This window comes from Desulfobotulus alkaliphilus (genome assembly GCF_007830435.1).
Lineage (GTDB): Bacteria > Desulfobacterota > Desulfobacteria > Desulfobacterales > ASO4-4 > Desulfobotulus > Desulfobotulus alkaliphilus.
The window spans coordinates 15,110-37,718 of record NZ_VLLC01000030.1 but is presented as its reverse complement, the minus strand read 5'-3'; the positions used below and the strand labels follow the sequence as shown (position 1 = coordinate 37,718).

Annotated in this window: 19 protein-coding genes; all 19 read right to left on the bottom strand. The window is 51.3% G+C overall.

Going from position 1 to position 22,609, the window contains the following annotated elements:
- A partial coding sequence (locus LZ24_RS14285) for a hypothetical protein (RefSeq protein WP_222427652.1) occupies positions 1–327 on the bottom strand: 327 nt, incomplete at its 3' end.
- A 446-nt stretch (positions 328–773) separates the two neighbouring features.
- On the bottom strand, positions 774–2,549 hold the full coding sequence (locus LZ24_RS14280) for an acyl-CoA synthetase family protein (protein ID WP_144686313.1): 1,776 nt from the start codon (positions 2,547–2,549) through the stop codon (positions 774–776).
- A 47-nt stretch (positions 2,550–2,596) separates the two neighbouring features.
- Positions 2,597–3,136, bottom strand: coding sequence for a hypothetical protein (locus LZ24_RS14275; protein ID WP_144686311.1), 540 nt, complete (start codon positions 3,134–3,136; stop codon positions 2,597–2,599).
- Complete coding sequence (locus LZ24_RS14270; RefSeq protein ID WP_144686308.1) at positions 3,123–6,707, bottom strand: type VI secretion system membrane subunit TssM; 3,585 nt, start codon at positions 6,705–6,707, stop codon at positions 3,123–3,125. Before LZ24_RS14270 ends, LZ24_RS14275 begins: the two co-directional genes overlap by 14 nt.
- 55 nt (positions 6,708–6,762) lie before the next feature.
- On the bottom strand, positions 6,763–9,483 hold the full coding sequence (locus LZ24_RS14265; RefSeq protein ID WP_144686306.1) for an ATP-dependent Clp protease ATP-binding subunit: 2,721 nt from the start codon (positions 9,481–9,483) through the stop codon (positions 6,763–6,765).
- Between the two features lie 55 nt (positions 9,484–9,538).
- The gene (locus LZ24_RS14260; RefSeq protein WP_144686304.1) at positions 9,539–9,922 is read right to left on the bottom strand and encodes a DUF4280 domain-containing protein; all 384 of its coding nucleotides are present in this window, start codon (positions 9,920–9,922) and stop codon (positions 9,539–9,541) included.
- A gap of 73 nt (positions 9,923–9,995) precedes the next feature.
- The gene (locus LZ24_RS14255; RefSeq protein ID WP_144686302.1) at positions 9,996–10,739 is read right to left on the bottom strand and encodes a hypothetical protein; all 744 of its coding nucleotides are present in this window, start codon (positions 10,737–10,739) and stop codon (positions 9,996–9,998) included.
- Between the two features lie 81 nt (positions 10,740–10,820).
- Complete coding sequence (locus tag LZ24_RS14250) at positions 10,821–11,786, bottom strand: type VI secretion system protein IglI family protein (protein WP_144686300.1); 966 nt, start codon at positions 11,784–11,786, stop codon at positions 10,821–10,823.
- A gap of 66 nt (positions 11,787–11,852) precedes the next feature.
- Positions 11,853–12,710, bottom strand: a complete 858-nt coding sequence (locus tag LZ24_RS14245; RefSeq protein WP_144686298.1) for a hypothetical protein — start codon at positions 12,708–12,710, stop codon at positions 11,853–11,855.
- Positions 12,711–12,751: 41 nt separating this feature from the next.
- On the bottom strand, positions 12,752–13,117 hold the full coding sequence (locus tag LZ24_RS14240; protein WP_144686296.1) for a hypothetical protein: 366 nt from the start codon (positions 13,115–13,117) through the stop codon (positions 12,752–12,754).
- A 91-nt stretch (positions 13,118–13,208) separates the two neighbouring features.
- Positions 13,209–13,925 (bottom strand): DotU family type IV/VI secretion system protein, encoded by a 717-nt coding sequence (locus tag LZ24_RS14235; protein WP_144686294.1) that lies wholly within the window; start codon positions 13,923–13,925, stop codon positions 13,209–13,211.
- The gene (locus LZ24_RS14230; protein ID WP_186443170.1) at positions 13,922–15,568 is read right to left on the bottom strand and encodes a type VI secretion system baseplate subunit TssF; all 1,647 of its coding nucleotides are present in this window, start codon (positions 15,566–15,568) and stop codon (positions 13,922–13,924) included. Before LZ24_RS14230 ends, LZ24_RS14235 begins: the two co-directional genes overlap by 4 nt.
- 23 nt (positions 15,569–15,591) lie before the next feature.
- Positions 15,592–16,182, bottom strand: a complete 591-nt coding sequence (locus tag LZ24_RS14225) for a hypothetical protein (protein ID WP_139449952.1) — start codon at positions 16,180–16,182, stop codon at positions 15,592–15,594.
- An 82-nt stretch (positions 16,183–16,264) separates the two neighbouring features.
- On the bottom strand, positions 16,265–17,890 hold the full coding sequence (locus LZ24_RS14220) for a hypothetical protein (RefSeq protein ID WP_144686290.1): 1,626 nt from the start codon (positions 17,888–17,890) through the stop codon (positions 16,265–16,267).
- A gap of 59 nt (positions 17,891–17,949) precedes the next feature.
- The gene (tssE, locus tag LZ24_RS14215) at positions 17,950–18,333 is read right to left on the bottom strand and encodes a type VI secretion system baseplate subunit TssE (protein WP_144686288.1); all 384 of its coding nucleotides are present in this window, start codon (positions 18,331–18,333) and stop codon (positions 17,950–17,952) included.
- Positions 18,334–18,336: 3 nt separating this feature from the next.
- Positions 18,337–19,575: a type VI secretion system baseplate subunit TssK gene (gene tssK / locus LZ24_RS14210; RefSeq protein ID WP_144686286.1), complete on the bottom strand. Its 1,239-nt coding sequence runs from the start codon at positions 19,573–19,575 to the stop codon at positions 18,337–18,339.
- 111 nt (positions 19,576–19,686) lie between these two features.
- Positions 19,687–20,262: a hypothetical protein gene (locus LZ24_RS14205; protein ID WP_144686284.1), complete on the bottom strand. Its 576-nt coding sequence runs from the start codon at positions 20,260–20,262 to the stop codon at positions 19,687–19,689.
- 62 nt (positions 20,263–20,324) lie between these two features.
- On the bottom strand, positions 20,325–21,833 hold the full coding sequence (tssC, locus tag LZ24_RS14200) for a type VI secretion system contractile sheath large subunit (protein WP_144686282.1): 1,509 nt from the start codon (positions 21,831–21,833) through the stop codon (positions 20,325–20,327).
- A gap of 98 nt (positions 21,834–21,931) precedes the next feature.
- Entirely contained in the window at positions 21,932–22,462 is a 531-nt protein-coding gene (tssB, locus tag LZ24_RS14195) for a type VI secretion system contractile sheath small subunit (RefSeq protein WP_144686280.1), read from the bottom strand.
- Positions 22,463–22,609: the final 147 nt, after the last annotated feature.

Here is a 22,609-nt window from a genome sequence, read left to right as displayed (position 1 = left end):
GTCATAAATATTGAACTTCATCACCACTTCCGTATTGGAAAGGCTCTGGTGCTGGAGCATGGCCACCTTGTTTTTCACCGCCGTACTCACCTGAAAGGCAAGCTGGATGGGGTCCGCATAGCCGCCATTCCAGTAAATACTGGAAATAACCCCAACCACCTTGACATACTCGGACATATTCGCCGATGTGGGATCCGTTACATCCATATCCGCTGTCATTTCCTCATCACCAATGGTGAGGGATACCAGATGCCCCACAAGCTCCTGACCGTCTTTCTGAAAATTGAACCCCTGATACACACTGCAGTTGAATGAAGACTCAGCCATGATATGCCTCCTTTATTCTGGTAAATTGAATTTTCTTCCCGAACAGACATAGCCAGAAATAAACCCCGTTCCTTCCGTAAAGCTGATGACAGCCCTCCTTAAATTTTTCTTATGTTTTTTTCTCCTTTCCTTACAAACAAGTCCGTTTTTTTCTGGCGTCACAGGCCCGTCCCCCTGATGAAAGACCCTGTTCATGGTGCGTCCCTGGGCATGACAAGCCTTACAGCATAAAATATGCCATCATGATATTGCTTCGCCCTCTGACAGAAACAGCGGACCATGCAAGATCAGCGGACCTTTTCACAGCCTTTACAGGCACCTGTTTTAAGCGCCACTGAAATAAGCATATGCCAACTTTTATGGCGGGAATCTGCTTTTTTCCAATCCAGAAGCCGTCTTTACGGACATGAAGGTAAGCGGCTTCCGAAGCTATCAGGATTCTTTACTCACGGAAGCTCTGTGGCAGAAGTGGTTTGAAGACGGGTACAAAGGGCTTTAAGGGCTCCGGTTTTTTGAAACACGGCGTATCTGGCCTTGCGCTGGAGCCTGCCGGTGAGATACTGGCTGGCGCACCACTGTTCATCAACCCTGCCTTCTTCGTCCAGCAAAGGGAAAAGCGGTAAGAAAATGACCTGATCCGGCACAAAGGCCTCACCCAGCTCCCTTGCGAGACAGGTCCGGATTTCGGACAAAAGAGCGGCATGGCCCTGTTTTTTTTCTGCTTCACCCTCTGGTTTGAGGGGCAAAAACACCAGCAGTCTGCAGACAATATCTTCCCGAAAGCCCTGGGGCCTTAAAAACACCAGAGAAGCAAAGGAAGGGGGGGGTAAAACATCACCCAAGGCATCCAAGGCTTCTTTGCGGGGATAATAAAGCCCTTTGGCGCCGGTATGGGGGAGGGGAGAAAAAAGCCATTGCCTGCCATGGGGGCTGAGCATGGCAGAAGCATTCATCCATACCGCATCCTCTCCGCAATCCCCTGTTTCAGAAGAAGGCATAAAGATGCCATGGAATCCGGCAGCTTCCAGTGAAGGATCCGCCATATCGCCCATGCGCCAGCGAACCCCGGCCGCAGGCAAAACATTGCCATGAACCCTGCCCGTCAACCCTGCGGAAAACAGGCAGGCCCCTCCCAGAGAAGCATTCCATACAAAATTGAAGGCAAAGGCCTTTTCAAGGCCCTTTTCCTTCATAAAATCATTCCAGCCCTGGGAAGGAGGGCCTTCCCCCGGATGCCGGAACCATTTGGAACAGTTTTTGCCCAAATCCACAGAAACACCATCAAGACTCTCCCTGAAGGCCCTGCTGACCCCAAGAATTCTCAGCTTGACAGAAGCCAGTTGCAGGGCCTTTTTTTCCATATCCTCCGTACCGGGACAAACAAGGCAGGCTCCGGCAAGGAGCCCTGAAAGCATGAGGGAAGGCTGTATTTCCATAGGATTAAAACCCGGTGCAGCATAGGCATCGCCGGGCTTCAGGCCCATGGCAAGCATACCGTCCCTCAGGGAACCCAGATAAAGGGTTTGCGCCGTCACCGGCCGGGGGATGCAGGGTTCAGGGCAAGTGGGATCAAAGAGCAGGGCTGCGGTTTCCTGGGGAACGTAACCGGAGGATGAAAAGGGAATATCAGATCCCGGAGCTTTGCCCTGTAAGGCCTCATGGGCAAGGCGCCTGAAACCGGAAAAAACCCTTAGGGAAGCATGCATGTCTTCTGCGACCACAAAGTCAGGGGAAAGATTTTTAAGGCGTTCCGCAAGGAGACGGCGACCACGGGGCGGAATGGGGGAAACGACCATGCCCAGCCTGAAAGCTGCCAGAAGGGTCAGCATGAGGGTTTCTCCCTCTTCAAAGACCAGAGCCACCACCTTCCCCTTTTCTGCCCCGCTATCCATCCAGAGGGAAGCAAGGCCGAGGGACTTCTGGCCCAGTGCCGCAAAGGAGAGGCCCTTCCAGCCCTCTTTGCCATCGGCTTCTTTCATGGCTTGTCTGCCACTGTCTTCAAACCTGTGAACCGTGTCGTGGTAAAAGTCATAATGACGGAAGGGAACAGAGGCCGGATGCAAGGCAGAGATACGTTTTGCCCTTTCCCACAGGCCTTCCCAGAAAGACGCAGGCTCTTTCCATGAAGCCTCAAGCCATGGAGGCAGACCGGGCTCCTTGTCCCCGGCAAAACAAAGGCTGCGTTCCAGTGCGCCGATATCCAGCGCCTTTTCCAGATCCATGACCCGGCCCTCCTTGATGATGGTATTTCAAATAATCACCGAATCTCCTAGCCACCAAAAAATGAGGTGCCGAACAGATCTCCCGGAGACCTGTCATCAATGGTCACGGAACGCTCCTGAATCAGAATTTCATAGGACGGTTTCAGGGGCAAAGGCATCATATGGTTCCAGTCTTCCGAGGGTTCGGTGAAAAGGAAGTAAAAGGCCACGGGATTCTGCTCCGGGATGGCCACACGAAACTCCGCTTTTTTCCCCGGAACCAGAGAGAAAACCCCCAGCACGGAAGGATCCCCAGGTTCTGAAAACACGAGGGCGGCTATTTCTGCGTAGCTTTCCGTAAGGTACTGTTTCTCTGTTGTTTCCCGGACAAGCATATAAAAAATCCGGCCCCTGTTGGCATCGGGCATGGCCTGTATTCTAAGGAGCATCTGGGGACCGGGAGCTGTCTGCCATGGTTTGCCGCAGCCTGTGGCAGATAAAAAAATCAGCAGGACTGGCAGCAGAAACAGGAGGGGCTTATGTACGACAGCTCTCCTGTCCGAAGTATTTCCCTTGAGTAAAGAACCGGACCGGTCAGTGGCTGCCATGAAAACGCCTCCCATCTCCTGATTGCTGCAAGCTGTCACTGAAACCAATGAGGGCCCAGGGATCACTCTGAAATGCAAAAACCATATCAAAGTCCGCCCCTCCCCATGGGCTTTCCAGAAACCATGACACGGCACCGCCCTCCACACGCCGCCCCCTCTGCAGGAGGCGGTAAAAGGACCAGAGTTCAGGCTCCGCAGCAATCTCCCTGTAAGCCCTTCTCCCCGAAGTCCGCATTTCAAAGGCCATACCTGCCGCAGAAGAACCTTCACGCCACCATTCAAAGCCCAGAGGCTGCCATGCAGGCATCTGATTAAAACCGAACACGCTTTCCCGGCCTGCGCGCAGATAGGTACTCACGGGCAGGGCGGCACCTCCCTGAACGGAGGGCAGAATGGCGGGCCTGACCGTAAGCTGCAGAGCCCGGGGCTCTCCCTTTTCATCCCAGAGGACACGCCGGATGCGATCGGCCCCGTTCACGGTGGCAAGCATGTCAGCAGGAAGGCGGAGATTTCCCATGGTCCCCCTCCACTGCCCGCCTCCGTAGGTGCACACCGTTCCCATATAAGCCCTGAACTGCTTCCAGAAGTTCCCGTCCGGATGCAGGGATGCCTGCAGGGCTTCCAGGGGCAGGGTACGGGCCGACGCAGGATGAAAGGGAAAGCTGTTTTGAAGTGGCTTCATATGCCTTTCTGAAAGATCAGACCACAGCGAAGCAACCCTTTCTTCAATTTCTCCCTTGCCCAGCCTTTCCAGCGCATGAAAGGGTTCAAGGAAGGGCTGCTGCCATTCCGGTGCAACACCCACGGTACCCAGCCACATCCTTGCCATGGCCATATGGGAATCCGGTGACCGGGCCAGTATGTCAAGGGCCATGCGTCCCAGAGGAGAAAGCCTCTCCTTGAGAGCGGCCCCCTGTTCCCTTTCTTCCTGGGAAATATAAAAGGATACCTCACGGAGTCCTTCCTGCAAGCGGGCAATGAGACCTTTATAGGTTTCCCATTGGGGATAGCGGCCATCCTGTTCCCCCATAACCCTTCCCATGAAAGCAAAATCATCCATCCGCCTTGCCACTGGCCTCAGCATGGGGCTGTCCCCCACATCCAGCATTGTATTCTCTTTCATGGTCATAAGAAAATTCATGAAGGGAGAACCCATGGAAGGAATCTGCTGCAGCACAAAACGAAATTCCGCAGGAGAATCCACACGCAGATGATAACGCTGATAATAGATGGTGTACTGCTCCGCATATCTTTCTGCATAAAGCAGAATCTGCCTCTGAACAAAGTCTCTGAAACGCTCCTTTTCCCCCTCTGATACGGGCAGAACCTTCAGCTGATTTTCAAGGGCCTCCACGGAACGCTTCACCCTCTTTTCAAAGGCAGGCCGGGTAAACCGGCCATCAATGCGGGCCTGTCCCGCAAAAAAATGGGTGCCGTCACTGGAAGGATTCAGCCAGATATCGGGGAACTCCCCTGTGCCCTGAAAAAAGAGAAGACCCTGACTCTGATGATGTTCCGCCATAAACTGGCGCATGAGAAATGTTGTCTGGGAACGGAGAACAAGATCATTCCATTTCTGGACATTAATCTCAAAACGCCTGTCCCACAAACTTAAGGTAAGGGGTTCATTATAGGTCGCAGGACTCCTGGGAAGAGAAAGCAGCAGCTCCATGAAAGCATCAAGAGAAAGACCTCTTATATCAGGCGGCTCTACAGAATCTACTTCAATGTATCTCAAAAGCTCCATCAACTGCTCATGGCGTAACAGAAGATCCCTTCTCTGCATCCATTCTATATCCGCTCCAAGGGGAGTCACATTTTTTACTATTTCCACAACATCATACAACATGGGAAATGAAAAAACCTTTTTTACAAGAGACTGAACCGGTGCCGCAATCTCCTGCAGCCCTTCAAGAACTTCCGTCGTTATAAAATCATCCCCATACAGGGAGTCCAGCCTTCTTAAAAGAAAATGCAGCATCAGAGGACTTTCAGCAGGATCCCAGCTCCAGGAACTGCTGATACGGCTTAAACTGAGTTCCATATCTATATTCGGGGGTGAGGTATTATGTATGGCATAGTCCATCACAAGCTTTGGCGGAAGTCCAAGCACCCTTTCCCAGTCTTCATATCTTGCAAGAATCAGATTCCGCAGATCGTTTTTCGGTGTAGAATAAAGGAGAGCAATCAGATAAATCATTTTTTCCTGATCATCGAGCCGGAGCTGCAGCCTTTTATACTCCGGGTAAAGATAATGGTGACGGATAAGCTCGATGAGCCTCTCCCGTTTTCTTTTCTTCCGTTCGGGAAAAAACTCGGGAAGCAAGCGATATGCGATATTCCGTCCATAATGCATGGGAAAAAACTGATGCAGCTCGCTGTAACTCATCGGCTTAATGAGTTCCATGGCATCAAGGTGCCGGTCAATTTCTTCAAGCTCTCTGTAACTGGCAGTAAAAAACGCTGCCATGCCCAATATCCCCGCCGCAAGAATACTACCGGCAGCCAGGGGGTGCCGGTATCTGCCCAGCCTGAAATCACGGGATTCCTTATGGGCTGTCATGCTGAAGGGCCCGCTGCTTTCAAGCCCCTGACCTTCTCCATGAAAGCTCATACGCATCAGGTAAGGCGTTCTGGAAAAAGGGTCCTCAGCCAGAAGAACCTTTGTGAAAGCCGAAAGCACACCAAGCCATCTCCCTGCATTCTCAAGAAAGTCAACCATGGCAAGGTAATCACCGGAAGGAACCCTTGTGAGGGCAAGGGGCAGCATGGCAGCGTAAATATCCAGCGCCCTTTCAATGTCCGGAAAACCTGAGCCTTCATTCCATACAGCTTCCAGGGACATACCCTGAGATTCCAGAAAGGATACCCACTGGCTGTACCCTGTTACAGTATCCATGTGGGTCAAAGAAAGGATCAGGGGAACGGGTTTTCCGGACGGAGAAGCCATGAGGTTGATCTTGCCCCGCAGATAAAGGGCAAGGCGCTTAAGGTTTTCAGGGGTTTCTTTTTCAAGCATGGAACCCCGGATACAGACAACCCCGTGGGGTATTCTTTTGCCCGGAAGGGCTTTCCAGAGTTTGACCAGCGCCCTTCTTCCGTCAGCTTCCTTATGGAACAGAATACCCGAGGGCATTTCCATAAGCACAGCCTTTGAAGAAAGACAGATCTGAAACAGGGGGGATGTGGTATGGCCCGCCTGAAACTGCAGGGACAGGGCCTCATAATCCGTATATTTCCGTATAAGCTCCGTCTTGCCACTCCCCGATTCCCCCATGAGCACATACACGGGAAGCCTGCCGGTATACCGCCTTATTCTCCATGGTATCCCGGACAGAAACTCCTTCCAGACCCGGACAAGGCTTTTGGCTGGCATGGCAGGTTTTTTATCGGGGCCAGACTTTTCGGAAGAATCTTCTTTCGCCTTTTTTCTCTTACGAATCCATAGGATCAGCAGCCCCACCAGGGAAATTGTCAGGGCCATGCCAATGACAATCACCTTGGGGGGAAGGTTCAGGGTCTGCTGAAGCCAGGACTTCACAAATGAATTGAGCATGTTCAAATATTTCATATACGGCCACAGATCCTTAATATTGATGAAAAGTCAGGCCTGACACACATCTGTATCAATGGTTATTCCCATGCCCTTCACCATCTTCATCATCTTCTTCACCATGGGATTCAGAGGGAGGGAAAGGTGCAGCTTCAGAAACCGTTTCAGATCCTTCCTGTTCACCCTCCGGGAACAAAGGCCTGCCATCCTCCCCTGCCCTGCTTATATTTAAGGTATTGTCCCTGACGGATACAAGAATTTCGCCCCCCTCTTCCATCCCATCCTCAATGAGCATTTCAGCAAGGGGGTCCTGAAGCCTTGTCTGTATAACCCGCTTCAGGGGCCTTGCACCGTAAAGGGGGTTGTACCCCTCTGCAGCCAGAAACTCCCTTGCCTCTGCATCCACTTCCAGTTTGATTTTCCTGTCCCCAAGGAGTTTTGAAAGGCGCATGAGCTGAATATCCACGATGGGATTCATGACCTCCGGCGTGAGGGGACGGAAAATGATGATATCATCCAGACGGTTGAGGAATTCCGGCCTGAAAAAGCCCTGCACCACTTCCATAATGGCCCGCTTCATCTTTAAAACGTCTTCTTCCGTCTCTGCGGCCTCGATGCGGTCGGCTCCAAGGTTTGAGGTCATGAGAAGAACGGTGTCGTAGAAGTGGGTGGTCCGGCCCTGCCCGTCCGTAAGCCTTCCGTCGTCAAATACCTGAAGGAAAATATTGTAAACATCGGGATGGGCCTTTTCTACCTCGTCAAAAAGAACAACGCTGTAGGGTTTTCTTTTTACCTTGTTGGTCAGCACCCCGCCCTCATCATATCCCACATAACCGGGAGGCGCTCCCGTAAGGCGGGCCACAGAGTGCTTTTCCATGAACTCACTCATATCAATGCGTATCAGGGATTTTTCATCATCAAAGAGAAACTCTGCAAGGGCCTTGGCAAGCTCCGTCTTGCCCACACCCGTAGGTCCGAGCATGAGAAAGGAGGCCACGGGGCGGTTGGGATCCTGCACCCCTGCCCTGGAACGGCGCACGGCTCTGGCTACGGTTCCAAGGGCTTCATCCTGACCGGCAACCCTGTTTCGCAGATGGGTTTCCAGCTTAAGCCAGCGATCCTTTTCTTCTGCCATCATCTTTGACACGGGAACCCCGGTCCAGCGGGAAACACAGACTGCCACATCCTCAGGGAGAAGATCCCTTCTGCTCACCTCTCCAGTCTGATTTTCAGTATTCAGGCCCTGATACTGTTCCAGTACCTTTTCCGCCTCAGGAATCACCTTGTACTGAAGCTCGGCAACCCTTGCGAAATCCTCCTCGCGGATTTTCTGCTCAAGTTCCTTTCTGGCGGCTTCAAGGCTTCTTCCTGCATCCTGCACCGCAAGCAGGGCTTTTTTCTCCTCTTCCCATGCAGCCACCCTTTTTTCACTTTCCTCCTTAAGGGCTGCAAGTTCAGCCCCTGCCACCTCCAGACGCTCTGCACTGGCCTTGTCCGTCTCCCCTTCCAGGGCCCTGACTTCTATTTCAAGGGCCACAATCTCCCTTGCCATCCGCTCCATGTCTTCGGGCCTCGAAGCAAGGGCGATGCGCAGGCTGGCCGCTGACTGATCCACAAGGTCGATGGCCTTGTCCGGAAGAAAACGGTCTGTGATGTAGCGTTTGGCAAGCTTCACGGCCGACTGAAGGGCCGCATCCGTAATATGAACGCCATGGTGAGTCTCGTACTTTTCCTTGATCCCCCTTAAAATGGCCAGACTCTGCTCCATGGAAGGCTCATCCACGGTAACGGTCTGGAACCGGCGCATGAGTGCGGCATCCTTTTCAATATGCTTGCGGTATTCTTCCAGGGTTGTGGCACCGATGCAGCGGATTTTTCCCCTGGAAAGGGCTGGCTTGATGAGGTTGGCCGCATCCATGGCACCTCCGGAAGCCCCTGCCCCCACCAGCATATGAATTTCATCAATGAAGGTGATCACATTTCCTGCGGCCTCGATTTCCTCCAGCACCCGCTTGAATCGTTCTTCAAACTCCCCCCTGAACTTTGCCCCGGCAATGAGCTGTCCCAGATCCAGAGCCAGAATGGAAATATCTTTGAGACTGTCTGGGACATCACCCTTTACAATGCGAAGGGCCAGCCCTTCCACCACAGCGGTTTTACCCACCCCCGGCTCGCCGATGATAATGGGATTATTCTTAAGGCGGCGGCTTAAAATCTGAATGGTCAGACGGATCTCCTCATCCCTGCCGATCACAGGATCCAGCTCGCCCCTGCGGGCCGTTTCCGTAAGGTCCCTTGTGTATTTTGCCAGATATTCAAATTCCTGCGAAAGGCCTGTTCCTCCACCCTTTTCAGAGGCAGATGACCGCATGGCCTTCAGCGCTGTTCCCAGCTTTTCTTTATCTGTACCGGATTCAGTCAGTGCAGCCGCAGGTTCTCCCACATCCAGCATGGCCAGCAGCAAATGGTGAATACCGATGGCAGATTCCCCAAGCTGGGTTGCCGTTTCTTCGGCCAGAATGAAAAGTCTTTCCAGATCCCGGTTGATGGGGGTCTGCTGGGCATCTGCAAGGGCCTTGGGAAGGGTAAGAAGATGACCGGATATCCTTGCTTCCAAGGCCTCCATACGGGTTCCTGCATCCGTCAGGGCCGAACGGACAGGACTTCGGGGAACTTCCAGAAGGCTTGAAAGAAGATGCCATGGGGTCACACACTGATGCTCCTTCTTCACAGCCAGACGGCAGGCCTTTTCAATCAGCTCCTGGGACTTGAGATTAAAGCGGTCAATGATCATCTTCCATATCCTTTCATGATGTTATCCGTTATCCATGCTGTCCTTATGGGAAAGACTAAAGCTGCACCGCCACCTGTCCGGCAAAGCTTATGGAAATCACCCCACCCCAGATGCACATCAGCTTGCTGGCGTCCGTCAGGGCAGGAAAGCTTTTTATGAGTACCGTGGGTTTTCCGGGAACCCATGGGGCCACCGTCACCGGAACACAGGGCATAGGTGTCAGCACACCCAGAGCGGCTGCCGTTGCTGCTGCCACCGCAGGGTTGCTCGGCGTGGTACACATGCCAAAGGGTGGGATATTCACAATCGGTATAAAATCCATGATGGTTGCGGCCGGGGTCGTGGCAAAAACCATATTTACGGGCAGCACAATCAGGGAAGAAGGCGCAACGCCGAAGCTGCATGTCATCACAGCACCATTGGTTACAAGGAATCCCATGTAAAACCTTTCTTTATGCTCACCCTTGCCGGGAAAGGATTTTTTGCCTACCCTAGGGTGAGGAAAAAGCCGTTCAAACCTGACGCCTTTCTGCCTCCATACGCTTTCTGTGGTGGCTGCGGGCCAGTTCAAGGGCCATGGCCTCATCCGTTGCAAGGCAGGCGGAGCAGATCTCAAAGCCCTGCACCTCCTGAAGTCTTCTCAGGGGCAGCCTGCGCAGGCATGCCTCACATACTTCCGTTTCAGAGGCTGAAGATGTACCATGGGAAGAGCGTTCATCTTTCTGCGCCAAAGCAGGCCCCTGGATTGCTCTTTCTGGCGGAAGCAAAAGAAAACAGTCCGGACAATAGCATTTTTCCTCCACAGGCTTTGCACCACCAAGGGGAATGCTCCGTCCACAGCCTGCACAGAGAACACTTTTCATGTGATCCGGAACGAAAAATGCGTCTTCCCTGCTCCCCCCGTCTTCTTCCGCTTCTTCTGAATCCTCTCCCTGGACAGGCCGGGGCGGAGATGGTGCCATGACAAGATCCTGAAAACAGATCCTGCAGAACTTCCATATGCCCACCCTGCAGTCATCCTCACCCAGGGGAGCACCGCAGAGTTCACAGCCCGGCACCTTTTTATCCCCAGCCCCCCCATGGACTTCCTGAGCTTCCTGGCTGGCTCCGGCACTTTCCTCCGTATCCCTTGCACTGACAGCCCTGTCTCCGCCCGTCAGCAGTTTTTCAAAGCAGGGGGAACAAAAGGGCCAGTCTGCTACCATGGTCATGCCCTCATCTGAAAGCGACTCAATGCCACACCCTTTACATTTCACAGCCCCCCCTTTACATTTCAGTTTGCTCTTCAATCCGCCAGCGACCTGCAGGTATAAACAGAAAGCCTTATTCAACAGGGATCAGAAATCCACAAAGGCATCGGGATCCACCTTGAAAAACTCCCGCATGGCCTGCCATTCCGGACTTTCCTTCATTTCCTCAAACTGCATGACATCCTCACTGCGCAATGCCAGAAGCATAAAAAAACGACTGAAAAGCTTAGGAAAATAAAGCCTTGGGTCAAAATTTTCTATGGTCTGCATGATATCATCGGCCACAAGGGCCGCCCTGGGATACATTTCCCTTTCCATGAGCTGCTCAAAAATTTGAAGCTTTTTCATGAGCAGCTCCAGATGAACGGACCCCTCAACCAGAAGCCCTTCCCCGCACGGGGTACGGGAGCCAGCCCCGCCAGAGGCTGCCGTTTTCTCCTGCTTTTCTTCTTCTGACGCCTCTGTTTCCTCCGGGGTCTCCTCTGCTACAGCCTCCTCACTGTAAACCAGCCTCTGGAAAGCCCTGAGCCAGTCGGATATTTTTAAAAGCCCGTCCAGCAGAGGCTCTGCTGCATCTTCAAGGACCTGAGACATGACCCGCCTGAGATCGGAAGCCGCTTCCAGGGCATCTCCCGCATCATCCGAATGGGTTTCCTGCAGCCACTGCTGCCAGATTCCTCCCTTTGAGGCCTCTTCATGCTGAAGTTTTTTCAGAAGCTGGTTAAAAAACCAGCCCAGCCCCACCTGTCCGTGCTTTTCCCGCTTCTTTTCCGGTCCCGTATAGTTCCAGTTTGTTTCCAGAAAAAAGGAAAGGGCAGAAAAGACTTCTTTCAGCCCCCGCACCCCACCTTCAAGAAAAAGGCCGTAAAGGAAAAAACCCATAAGCCTTACATCATAAATCCCTTCTTCAAAAACCCCCTCAACGGCCACTGCCGCTGCCATGTACTCACCGTTCTGGGCGAGGGTGGCAATGTCCACAAGCCTTGGATCCGTAATGTCAAGGCCTGGTTTTTCACTGGGTGACAGCTCTCTTCTCAGGTATTCAATATTCATTGATCCCATCCCTGACTGATGATTAAAAAAGCACGGTGGACTTTCCTATGGATGCAAAAAACAAGACTACTCAAGAACACAGCCTGAAAAAACCGGCAGAATACGGTGCTTTGAATCGCCACCCTCTATGACATCATAACCAAGGGAAGCACCGGATCTGAGCTGAACCGGATTTCTTTTGCCTGACAGCACAAGAAAGATTTCAAGCTCCACTCCCACAGCCCCCAGAACAGGAAACACAATTTTCTCAAGACGCCCCTTGATTACCTGCATCCAGGGAAGACCGCAGGGTGCCGTTTCACTGTCCGTGAACATCTCCACCCGGAGGCCCCTTGCTGGCTGACGTAAGCTGCCCCCAAGCACTGCATTGCGACCAAAAACAGCCGTTCCGAGGATAAAGGCACTGGCGTTCAGGCGGGCATGATGCTTTAAAGTCCCCTTCCTGACATGGACAGTAAGTTCAGGAAAAACCGCATCCATCACCCAGTGGAGGGTGACCGGGGAGCGAAGGGAAAGCATCTGCAGGGTGCTGCGCTGACCTTTTTGATAATCACTGTAAATTCTTGTATCCGACTCAGGATAAACACTCCTGAAAAAATTCAGCAGGAGAAAATGATCAAAGTAATGAATAAACTGAATAAAGCTCAGCGCATCAAGGGTGTGGGACTCCATTCTTTTGAAAAAATAACTGGGAAGGGGACTCTGGGCGGACAAAAGCCCCATATTCACGGAAATCAGTACATGGGAATAGGGTTTTTGAAAAAACCGGATGTCTTCAAACAGGGTTTCCCTTGAACAGGAGTCCGGATGTCCAAGGAAAAAAATCTGATCCATTTTATAGCCATGGTGCATGAGAAGACGCATGAGAGACAGGGCATCGCAGTCCCGGATTCTCTTACGGATTCTACCCTCAAAAGAAGCCATTCATCCCTCTTTTTTCGTCTATACTCAAAAATAATATCAGATCAGACACCCGCATCCAGCATCAAGGCCTCAAGAAGATCCTCAAAACGGTCCAGCTCCATACGGATTTCCTTCCAGGATACAGCCTCTTCGTCCTCGCCTGAAACCATACCCTTTTGATCGCTTAGCCCTGCAAGGACCGCAATACGCTTCAGCTCCGCCTGAAGACTTTCAAGGTGTCCGGGAAAGGATAAAAAAAGACGGACAAGCTCTTCTTCAAGATCAGAAAACATGGCAGCAGGCATGGCTTTTTCATCAAAGGCCTTTTCCATTAAGGATTCAGGCCCTGATTTTTTTGCATCCCCATCGGCCCCGGACCAGCATCGCCTGAGTTTTTCAATGGCAAACAACTCCTTTGACCCATCCATTTTCCAGATATCCTCTTTGTGGGTGAAACGCTTTTCCCTTTCATTGGAATCCTGAAAGGAATGGAGAAAATCAGCCCGGCAGAATCGGCCCTTAAAAATTCATCTCCATCCAGTAAGAGCCCAGATAACTCAGGATAAAATAAAAAAGAATCAGACAGGAAAGAGCCCCCCCATAAAGCCAAAAGGGGGAAATCCTGTCTTCTGCAACCGGAGTCAGCTCCCTTTCCCAGACATGTGACAATTCAGACATCTCCGGCACAGGAATACGGTTGGTGAGCCTTTCCATAAACTCCTGTCTTTTCGACGGATTGTTCACCATACGGCCATTGAAGCCATCACTCAGACAGAAATAATACACCTCAAAAATCGCAGGCAGGGTCTGAGGTTTCAGCAGAAGATCCTCCAGGGTCTCGTAGAAAACCACACCCGCCGCATCCGTATCAAAAAGCTCCCTCTGCAGAGGCGGCCAGCCTCCGGATATGGCAGGATCCATGTAGCGGGTCTGAACCCCTTCATCGAGATGGGCCACAATGGGAAAAAGGAGATAATACACATCCCTTTCCATAAGCTCCCTGGAAAGGGCCTCCCTCAAATTTTCAAGGGCTTCACGGATTGCAGACCTTGCCTGCACAAGATCATCGGGACCGGGTTCCCGGATACGGGTATAAAGTCCTGACCTTTCAGGATCGTTTTCCTTTTCTGAAGCAAAGCTCTCTCCCCCTTCCCCCACAGAAGCCCTGAATGGAGAAAAAACCCTGTCCCTTGTCCTGAAAACCTTATATATTTCAGCCCATAAACTTTTATTCATGCGGTTTTTCCCCTCCTGACGGGAGTCAGGCCTGATTCCATTTCCACCTCCACAGGCGTATCCGCCACCCAGGCATTGAGAATGCGCTGCACATGGCGCCCGAAATTCTCCAGCAAGGGCATGACAGCTTCGCCCACGTCGCGGAAACCAAGGGAATACACCTCTTTGAGGACCGTGTTCCCTGAGGGTTTTCTGCAGGGGGCATGCTGACAGCGTGCATCCTCCAGCAGCCCCATGGCTTCCCTGTACTCAGGTATCCTGTCTATTCCTGAAGCCGCAAGAATCAGACGGATATCCTCCACGTTCAGTATGGTCTTGTTCATCAGTGCCACAAGCTGCAGCACACCGTCTTCATGCTGAAGAAAGGTATTTTCCATAAAACCCCGCCCTGCCCCGGCCCAGTCCCAGCGAACCCCTGGAATCTGTCTGGTAAAGGGAACAATACTGAGCTTCTGGCCCATAAAACGCGAAATCCAGGGCTGATGCCAGAGACCTTCCACGGCAATCTGCCTGCCACCGTCAAAGGCCTCCGGATAATTAAGGATCAGCCCGTTGACAGCCCCCCCTGACCCGCCTGATGCATAATCCATCTCGTAGGAACCGCTGCTCCCGGATACAATACCCGGCATCAGGGGAAAAAGGCCTTCCTTGCTCACCTCATACACCCCCTTTACCGAATGCAGGGCAAACCCGTACTCTGGTCTGGGATGGAAAAGATCATAGCGTTCCCTCAGCCCCTCACAGAAGAGGGGATGGGTAAAATCCTTTTTAAGGTTCACCACGGGAGCAACAAAAAGCTGAAACATATCCGGATGCAGCACCGTATTTCTGGGCCAGCCATCATCCATATCCAGACATATGGTCAGCCGCTTCCAGGCATCCGGAGAAGGGGGCAGCTCTACATTCATGAAAAGATCCTGCTGGGGAAGGGTAAAAGCCAGCCTTTCCCTTTCCAGAGGATGGGTAATCAGCTCGGCCCCTTCCTCTCCCTCAGCCAGCGGCTGCATGCCAAATGTCAAGGTACAGGGAAGACCTTTGCTGTTTTCGTCCACGTCATCCTCATAAACCACGGAAGCCTGCTTCAGATGCTGTTTTATGGTGTGCAGCAGCTTAAGAGAATCCCTGAAATCATTCAGATGGGTGATGTGCATGTTCAGGGTCCATTTGTCATCACGGCGTGCAAAGGGCGAAGCCAGACGCAGAAGAATACGAAAACCCCGGCCTGCCCCCAGCAGGGTACTGACGCTTTTCACTGCAAGGGGAAAAAGTCTTAGGCCCGTAACAAGCCTGAAAAAAGCCTGCCTGCCATCCGGCACCGTCATGAGAAACTCCGAGCCTGCGGGAATGCTCACTGGATCCACAAGCTGGGATGAGGGTCTGGCCTGAAGAAGGGCCATGGCAGGCACAGGAGAAACAAGGTAATCAAAAAACTGATGAAAAAGCCTCTGTCTCAGGGCCAGCACATGGCGTTCCGCCGCAAGCCTTGACCTTGCGCCAAAAAAGGCCATGGCCTCCATGAGCCGCTTCACATCGGGATCGTTCCGCTCCAGAGGAACAGATGGATACAATGCCGCATAGGAGATACGGAAACTCTCAAGGGCATTCATTTCCTCCTGAAAGGCTTTGTACATTCTTTCGTCCATGCGCATCATTTCCCCCGATAATATCAGCCAATCTTAACCATGGAACCCTGTACATTGACAATGGAACCCTTCAGAGTTGTGAGCTGGCCCTCAAGGTCAAGGGCTGCATCCGCTGCGACCTTCACGGCCAGCCCTTTCATTTCAGCCTTGGTCTTGCCGGAAAGATTCAGCATCAGGCCTTTCATCTCCGCCTTCTGCTTCGCTTCTGCAACAACATCCATACCCGAGAAAGACGCCTTGTTATCGGCCTTGATATCCACACTCTGGGCACTGAGTTCCGCTTTTTTGGAAGCCTTGACCTTCAGTGCGGCATCCGTGGTGAGCGTCATATCTTTGGTACTTTTTACATCATACTTTTCATCGCTTTTATGGGTGGTATTCTTTGTGGAATGGCAGGTGATCTCCTCGGCATCAAGGGTAAAGGTCTTGCATTTTATGGCAATGCTGTCCTGCTTCTGGGTGATGGTACTGGTTTCCTCATCGCCCTTGCATGTGGTGACAATGGAAGTGCCATCCATGGATATGGTCTGGGTGATTCCGCCATCCTCATTTTCCACGGTAACGGTGATCCCCTTATGCTTATCCAGTTCAATGCGACAGACCAGAGTTCCCATATTCTGCCTTTCGCCCGTAAAAATAAGGTTTAAAATGATCAGCGGATGTCAAAAAGCCGGGCGTATGATCCCCGGCTTTTGCCTATTCCTTTTTCTCGCAGGTCTGAATCAGAAGATTACCGTCTGAAAAAACGATGGTCTCCGTATCCTTATCCTCCACCCGCTCCATGGTGAAAACAGGCAGCTTGTTTTCATAGGTATGGCTGATGGCTGTGCGGCTGTCCGGCTTCAGGCCCATGAAAATCCTGTTGCCCTGGGTATCCTGGGGCACCCTTGCCTCCCCCCGCCAGTCCAGACAGGAAACAATGGCTGCCTTCTGAAAATCAAGGGCCACAAGCACCCTTGCATCCTTATAAACAGGAAAGTAAAAATGTCCGGAATGGACAAGGGGCATATAGGGTGCCTTGACCTCCTGATTATCCCAGAGGGGAATTTTTACCCTGTACTGCTGCTCCGAGGTATCGTCATCCTCATGCATTTCATAGCTGATGTCCTCTTCATCCCATTCATCACTGATTATTTTGCCCTCCACATGGAAGGGATAAACAGGGGGGATGAAATCCGGCAGATCCACAAAGGCCTCATCAAGGGTTTCCAGCCTGCAGGAAAGGGCCGTTTCATAGCGGTTGAAGGTCATGTTGTGATCGGCCACAGGGTTCTGATCCGTGGCCATGGCCCGGATATGAAGACTGCGCAGTCTGTATGTTTTTTCTTCGGTAAAAAGCTTTTTCCCCCAGAGAGACCCTTTCAGTTTGAAAAGAAGTCCTGCATCAAGGAGTGTCATGGGCCATTTTGAAAACTCGATGAATAATTCATGCTCCCTTATCCTGAACTTTTCCTTTTCCAGTTCCTGCCTTGCCGTAAAATCCGCAGCCAGAGGGTATCTCTCAAGGAAATCCCGCCGCAGTCCAGACACACCATCGGGATTTTCCGAAACATCCTGATTCATAGGGTTTTCCGAATAGCCATTAAGCAGACAGGGCTTATGCCTCTGGGTTTGGGGAAAATCCACCCGAACGGAAAGTATGTCTTCTGAATTCAGAGATACAGGCTCTCCGTCTGCCTTTTTTTCAGCAGCAAAGGTGTATGCACTGTCTTTGGCACTGCAGGTAAAAACACCGCCATGGAAGGAAACATACCAGATAATAAAATCATAGAAATGCGAGCTGCCCTCCCCTGCTCCAAGGCCGAGGGAAAGCATGGGGTGTATCTCATCCAGAAGCTCCCACTCATACTTCAGTGTCACTTCAGCACTTTTATGGGCCTCCAGAAGATCCTTCATGCTTTGATCCACCATCAGATCGCAGGGCCGGTGGAAGGGCCACAGAACCTGAGCCTTATCCGCAAAATCAATGGAATAAACCCTGTAAACAACAGGATTTCCTACAAGAGCTCCGCCTTCTATGGTCTGCTCCCGCAAAAGGGATTTTGCCGTCACAAGGGCCTTGACGCAAAGGGGGGCAACGGTGATGCCTTTGGGGATAAAATGGGGCTTGATGGAAATATCAAGGGTAATCAGCTTTTTCCCGGTAAAGGCATCAAATACCTCATCCTGCTCCTTTTCAAGGGAAACCATAAAAACAGCCCTTCCCCTGTAACCCCATGAATAAAGATCCAGCTCCAGAGACTTGATATTGCCCGCAGGAACAGAGACCTCCTTACCTGATAAATTCAGCTTCAGACCGATTGACAATGCATCAGTAAACATGGGACCTCGCCTGAAAAATTAAGATGTCTCCGTTCTTCGGACCGCATAAAAGAAAGCCTTTATCTGCCTGCCTGATTCAGCCTGAAAAAACTGCTTGCGGAATCAAAAACCACTTCCATCTCCTGGGATTTTCCAAGGAGTCTGCACCTAAGGCGGAAAAAAAGATGCATGGGAGTTTCTTTTTCCAGATGCTCTATGCTTACAATCTCAAGCCTTGGCTCAAAGTTTTCTATATTGTACCTGATTTCTTCCATAATGATGCGGCCTATGGCAGCCTTTGACCGGTAATGACTCAAATCTTCCATACCCAGATTCCCAAGGGGAGATCCATAGTGTTTTTTGGTATTCAGGATGGCATTCAGGTGCTCAATAATATCGTTAATTTCTTTCTGCTCTTCACTCAGACTGCCCGGAGCCCGTGAAAACTTTCTGAACAATGCCATATTTCAGTTTTCCCTCCAGTAAAGAAAGAACCTCATCTCCTTCATGGAAGGAGGTTCGTAGAACACCAGCGACTTATCCTTGATGGCCTGATCCCATTCATCCCCCGGATGAAGCCGGTAAAAATCCACCTCCGGTCCGAACATATGCTGAAAAGGGGGCCTTTCCAGCCTTGACAGCGGTATCCCCTGAAGGGCAAGCCTGTGTACCAGAGAAAGCCTGCTTTTCGCCGTAATTTTAATATTATCCAGAAAGATACGCTCCTGCACCTGGGATTTCTGAACAAGGAGATACACCTCCTTTGCCCGACTCACCTCTTCAGGAAAGACAAGCTGAAGAAGACCGTCTCTGCTTTCAAAGGGAAGATAGGGAGAACTGCGCTGAAAATACCGGATATGCTCATAAAGGGGGTTAATGATTTTACCGAAACAGGCCGCAGGATCTTCATGGTCATAGGGCTCAAGCACATGTTCGGGCATGAGATTCCTGTAAAAGGCCACCTCCGTAAGAAGATCTTTCAGCATTTCATAAAGATGATAGGGATGCAGCCGTATATGTCCGGAGATATTGGCAAGAAAGCGCTGGGTACGAAGGGCGCTTTTCAGACACTCCCTTGCGCTGAACATGCTGTCTCCGCTGAGATAACTGGCTGAAATATTCTGGGATAGCTTATGTTGAAAAACCTCAAGTATCTGTATCAGCTCAGCAGTTTCCGCCTTGAAATAAGGAGAAGCACCCAACTGAAGCAAAGGCGGCACGCCCTCGCTTCCAAGGGACCATTTCCCCTCAGGGTCTCTCACAAAGACACCCAGACGCATGGTTTCCAAAGCCCCCGTACGGGCCTGATCCGTTGAAATCACAAGGGAATGCAGCCTGCGGGGAATACCGTCGCTGTCATCTTCTCCATGTTCTGAACCTCCTTCCGCATCAGCGGAAAGCAGATGGAGATAAAGGGAAAGAGCGGACCTGCCAAAGGTATTCATGTTCAGGGATTCAGCCCTGGCATTACCCGGAATGTCGAGGAAAATACCCGAGGGCATGACAAGACTGAGATGCTGGACAGCAAGCACACCCTCGGCCAGAAGGGAGGTGTTAAGCTGCAGCCTTGCAATACCATGGGATGGCAGGCCAAGGATTCTGAACCGTGCATCACACTCGGCAGCAAGGGCGTCTTCCTGGGCAATGAGATGTCCGGGGAGAAGAGTCTGACCCATTTCCCAGCGTATGCGAGCCAGCTTATCCATGTATCAACCTCAAAAAATAAGGATATAAGAAAAATGCAGGGTAAAGAGGCAGAATGTTTCTGCAGGCACAGAACAAACCTGTGCCTGCATCATAATCCTGCACCACGCCAATCAGCCCACGGTAACGCCCCATTTTTTAACAAACTTATCCGTATTGGATACGGCAAGGTGAATGTCCTGACTCTCGGGCTGGGGCATGACACCAAGGCTCATGGTATAATTCTTGGGGCTTACCACCTCCATGGACTGATCCATGTCGATGTTGATGGCAAGATCCCCGCCGGACTTCATGATAAGACCCTTCAGGTCCGTATCGTCGGAATGAAAGCAGAGATAATACATTTTGGCATCGGGGTCATAGTCATAAATATTGAACTTCATCACCACTTCCGTATTGGAAAGGCTCTGGTGCTGGAGCATGGCCACCTTGTTTTTCACCGCCGTACTCACCTGAAAGGCAAGCTGGATGGGGTCCGCATAGCCGCCATTCCAGTAAATCTTGGAAATAACCCCAACCACCTTGACATATTCGGACATATTCGCCGATGTGGGATCCGTTACATCCATATCCGCTGTCATTTCCTCATCGCCGATGGTGAGGGATACCAGATGCCCCACAAGCTCCTGACCGTCTTTCTGAAAATTGAACCCCTGATACACACTGCAGTTGAATGAAGACTCAGCCATGACCTTCCTCCTTGATAGAATGAAAAGGGTGCGTTAAAGACAGTTTCATCACAGGTAATTGCCTAAAGCCTTGCATCCAGCCTCAGTTCCACATCCATGCCTTCAAACTGAATATGGGGAAGAATGCTGATACCACAGTCGTACCACCCGATCATACCTTCCCTGGGGGCCACCTCCACCGCTGCCGCCTTAAAGGGGTAATAACGGAGCGTAAGGTCGTCGGGATTTACCGCTGTTGTTACATATTTAAAAATCCAGCCTTCAAGGGTCTGCTTGATATAGGATGCATCGGCCGTGCTGCCGATGTTATCCCTCATGATGCATTTCACATAATGGGCAATGCGGGTAATGGAAAAGGTATAGGAAAGGTTGGTGACAAGCTGGGCATTTTCCGAGTCTTTGGGATCTTTGAATTTCTTGGCTTTTTTAAGGGACTGGGCACTGAAGAAGGTGGCATCCGCCGTTCCCTTTCTGTAAACAAGGGGCATGAAACCGGCATTGGCGAACTCAAGCTCCCTGTAATCAGGAATAACCATTTCCACAGGTACCTTGATCTCATCCTCACCCCGCACATTGAAGGTATGTACGGGAAGGCCTGAAACCAGTCCGCCCCCCTTGGGTCCGCGGATATGCTGACACCAGCCAGACTGGGCAAAGGATCTGACCATATTCTGGGCAAAGAGGGCTGCGCTGCTGCCCCAGACATAGTCCTTGTTGTCGTTACCCTTCACCTCCTCCCTGAAAATCAGATCGCCCGTAGGATTGGTTACAGGATCATAGGGAAGCCGTGCAATGTATCTTGGCAGGGTAAGACCAATGTAGGCGGCCTCCTCAGAATCCCTGAGCTTGTTCCATGATCCGTACTTGGGATGGCTCATGAGACCTTCAAGATCCTTGATACCCGCCAGTTCCTCTATGGATTCACAGCCGAAAAAGCGGGGGGATACGGAACCGATAAAGGGTGCATGGCTGGCTGCGGCAACCTTGCCCATGGTTTTCAGCCAGAACTCATCCTGGGGCGTATGACTGAACTCGTACAATCCCACAATGCTTCCAAAGGGCTTGCCACCATACTGATCGTATTCTGCCACATACACCTTTTTAAAGAGGGCGCTGCCCGTTATGTCCACGGCATTGGACTCAAAATCCTCAAAAAGCTCGTCCTTGGACACGTCAAGAATGTCGATCATGACATTGGCTTTGAAATTGGTGTTCAGGATCAGATCATTGAGGGAGCGCCAGCTCGATTCCACCTTCTTAAAGGTTTCATGGTGAATGATCTCATTGAGCTGGCTGTTCACCATTTTGTCGATTTTTGCAATAAGATCCAGAATAATGGCCTTGTCAAAACGACCCGTTGCAGGGTCCACATTCATCAGCAGGGCTGCAAGGCCGGAAATAAACCTGTCTTCATCACTCACATTCTCCTGAACCGTGGCAAGGCCGTCCTGTACCATGGGTACAGGCTCACTCACCTCTGTACTGAGGCGCATACTGGAAAGAAAACGCTTCAGATCCAGGGCCTCGGTCTGCTCTTCGGTTTTAACTTCCTGCAAAGTTTCATCCGCCATAGCGTTTATTCCTTATATGTAAAGGGTAGAAGGAAAATAAGATGTGGATAGAATAGGAATCAGAAAGGAAATATTGAACAGAAACCCAAGGCCTGCCCTTAACCCGCAGGTGTGGAAGAATTGTCGGGAAGCTTAAAGCTGTCAAAGGCCTTCAGCTCCTCCTGCATTTTGGAAAGGGCATCCGGATTGCTGACAAGATCACTGAGAAGCCTTCTGAATTCCTTGCGGTTATCAATGTTGGAATTCACCTCCTCAAGCAGGCTCTTCAGGGTCAAAAGCCCTTTGACCCTTGGAATTTTCTGGGCTACCTGCTCAGGGGAAAAGCCCCGCATACCTTCAATGGGAATTTCCACCTGCATATCCTCTTCTTTCTCCGGATCAATGCGGTTGGGAACCGTAAAGCTCAGCTTCACACCCATATCCTTCATGACAGCATCGGTGTTTCTGCCATCCATGTTCCGGAGCTGACGTTCATCAAGGTCCACCTTGCGGTCCTTGGAACTGCCCAGGGAATAATCCCCTGTGACCAGCAGCCTTAGTGGCAACTGCACATCCTCGGGCTGCCCGTTGATTTCCGTTCTGTACCTGAGTGTCAGGCGTGACTTGGGAATTTCATCCTGAATTGCCATACGCATCTCCTTGTCTCAAGACGTAAGGTTACAGTATTTTAATGATTGCGATTCATGGCAGCAGCCTGCCACAACCACAGGATATCCATTCTCATTTCAAAGCCGGTGCACCTCGCTGTTCTTACTTTACCATTACCCTGCCCTGCC

What these genes read in the sequence shown, in the direction of transcription:
- LZ24_RS14275 (WP_144686311.1), bottom strand. Translation starts at nt 3,136, where the DNA reads ATGGCAGCCACTGACCGGTCCGGTTCTTTACTCAAGGGAAATACTTCG.
- LZ24_RS14220 (WP_144686290.1), bottom strand. Translation starts at nt 17,890, where the DNA reads ATGTTTACTGATGCATTGTCAATCGGTCTGAAGCTGAATTTATCAGGT.
- LZ24_RS14265 (WP_144686306.1), bottom strand. Translation starts at nt 9,483, where the DNA reads ATGATCATTGACCGCTTTAATCTCAAGTCCCAGGAGCTGATTGAAAAG.
- LZ24_RS14235 (WP_144686294.1), bottom strand. Translation starts at nt 13,925, where the DNA reads ATGAATAAAAGTTTATGGGCTGAAATATATAAGGTTTTCAGGACAAGG.
- LZ24_RS14230 (WP_186443170.1), bottom strand. Translation starts at nt 15,568, where the DNA reads ATGGACGAAAGAATGTACAAAGCCTTTCAGGAGGAAATGAATGCCCTT.
- tssB (WP_144686280.1), bottom strand. Translation starts at nt 22,462, where the DNA reads ATGGCAATTCAGGATGAAATTCCCAAGTCACGCCTGACACTCAGGTAC.
- LZ24_RS14240 (WP_144686296.1), bottom strand. Translation starts at nt 13,117, where the DNA reads ATGGATGGGTCAAAGGAGTTGTTTGCCATTGAAAAACTCAGGCGATGC.
- LZ24_RS14280 (WP_144686313.1), bottom strand. Translation starts at nt 2,549, where the DNA reads ATGGATCTGGAAAAGGCGCTGGATATCGGCGCACTGGAACGCAGCCTT.
- tssC (WP_144686282.1), bottom strand. Translation starts at nt 21,833, where the DNA reads ATGGCGGATGAAACTTTGCAGGAAGTTAAAACCGAAGAGCAGACCGAG.
- LZ24_RS14205 (WP_144686284.1), bottom strand. Translation starts at nt 20,262, where the DNA reads ATGGCTGAGTCTTCATTCAACTGCAGTGTGTATCAGGGGTTCAATTTT.
- tssE (WP_144686288.1), bottom strand. Translation starts at nt 18,333, where the DNA reads ATGGCATTGTTCAGAAAGTTTTCACGGGCTCCGGGCAGTCTGAGTGAA.
- LZ24_RS14250 (WP_144686300.1), bottom strand. Translation starts at nt 11,786, where the DNA reads ATGAATATTGAATACCTGAGAAGAGAGCTGTCACCCAGTGAAAAACCA.
- LZ24_RS14260 (WP_144686304.1), bottom strand. Translation starts at nt 9,922, where the DNA reads ATGGGATTCCTTGTAACCAATGGTGCTGTGATGACATGCAGCTTCGGC.
- tssK (WP_144686286.1), bottom strand. Translation starts at nt 19,575, where the DNA reads ATGGATAAGCTGGCTCGCATACGCTGGGAAATGGGTCAGACTCTTCTC.
- LZ24_RS14245 (WP_144686298.1), bottom strand. Translation starts at nt 12,710, where the DNA reads ATGGCTTCTTTTGAGGGTAGAATCCGTAAGAGAATCCGGGACTGCGAT.
- LZ24_RS14270 (WP_144686308.1), bottom strand. Translation starts at nt 6,707, where the DNA reads ATGAAATATTTGAACATGCTCAATTCATTTGTGAAGTCCTGGCTTCAG.
- LZ24_RS14225 (WP_139449952.1), bottom strand. Translation starts at nt 16,182, where the DNA reads ATGGGAACTCTGGTCTGTCGCATTGAACTGGATAAGCATAAGGGGATC.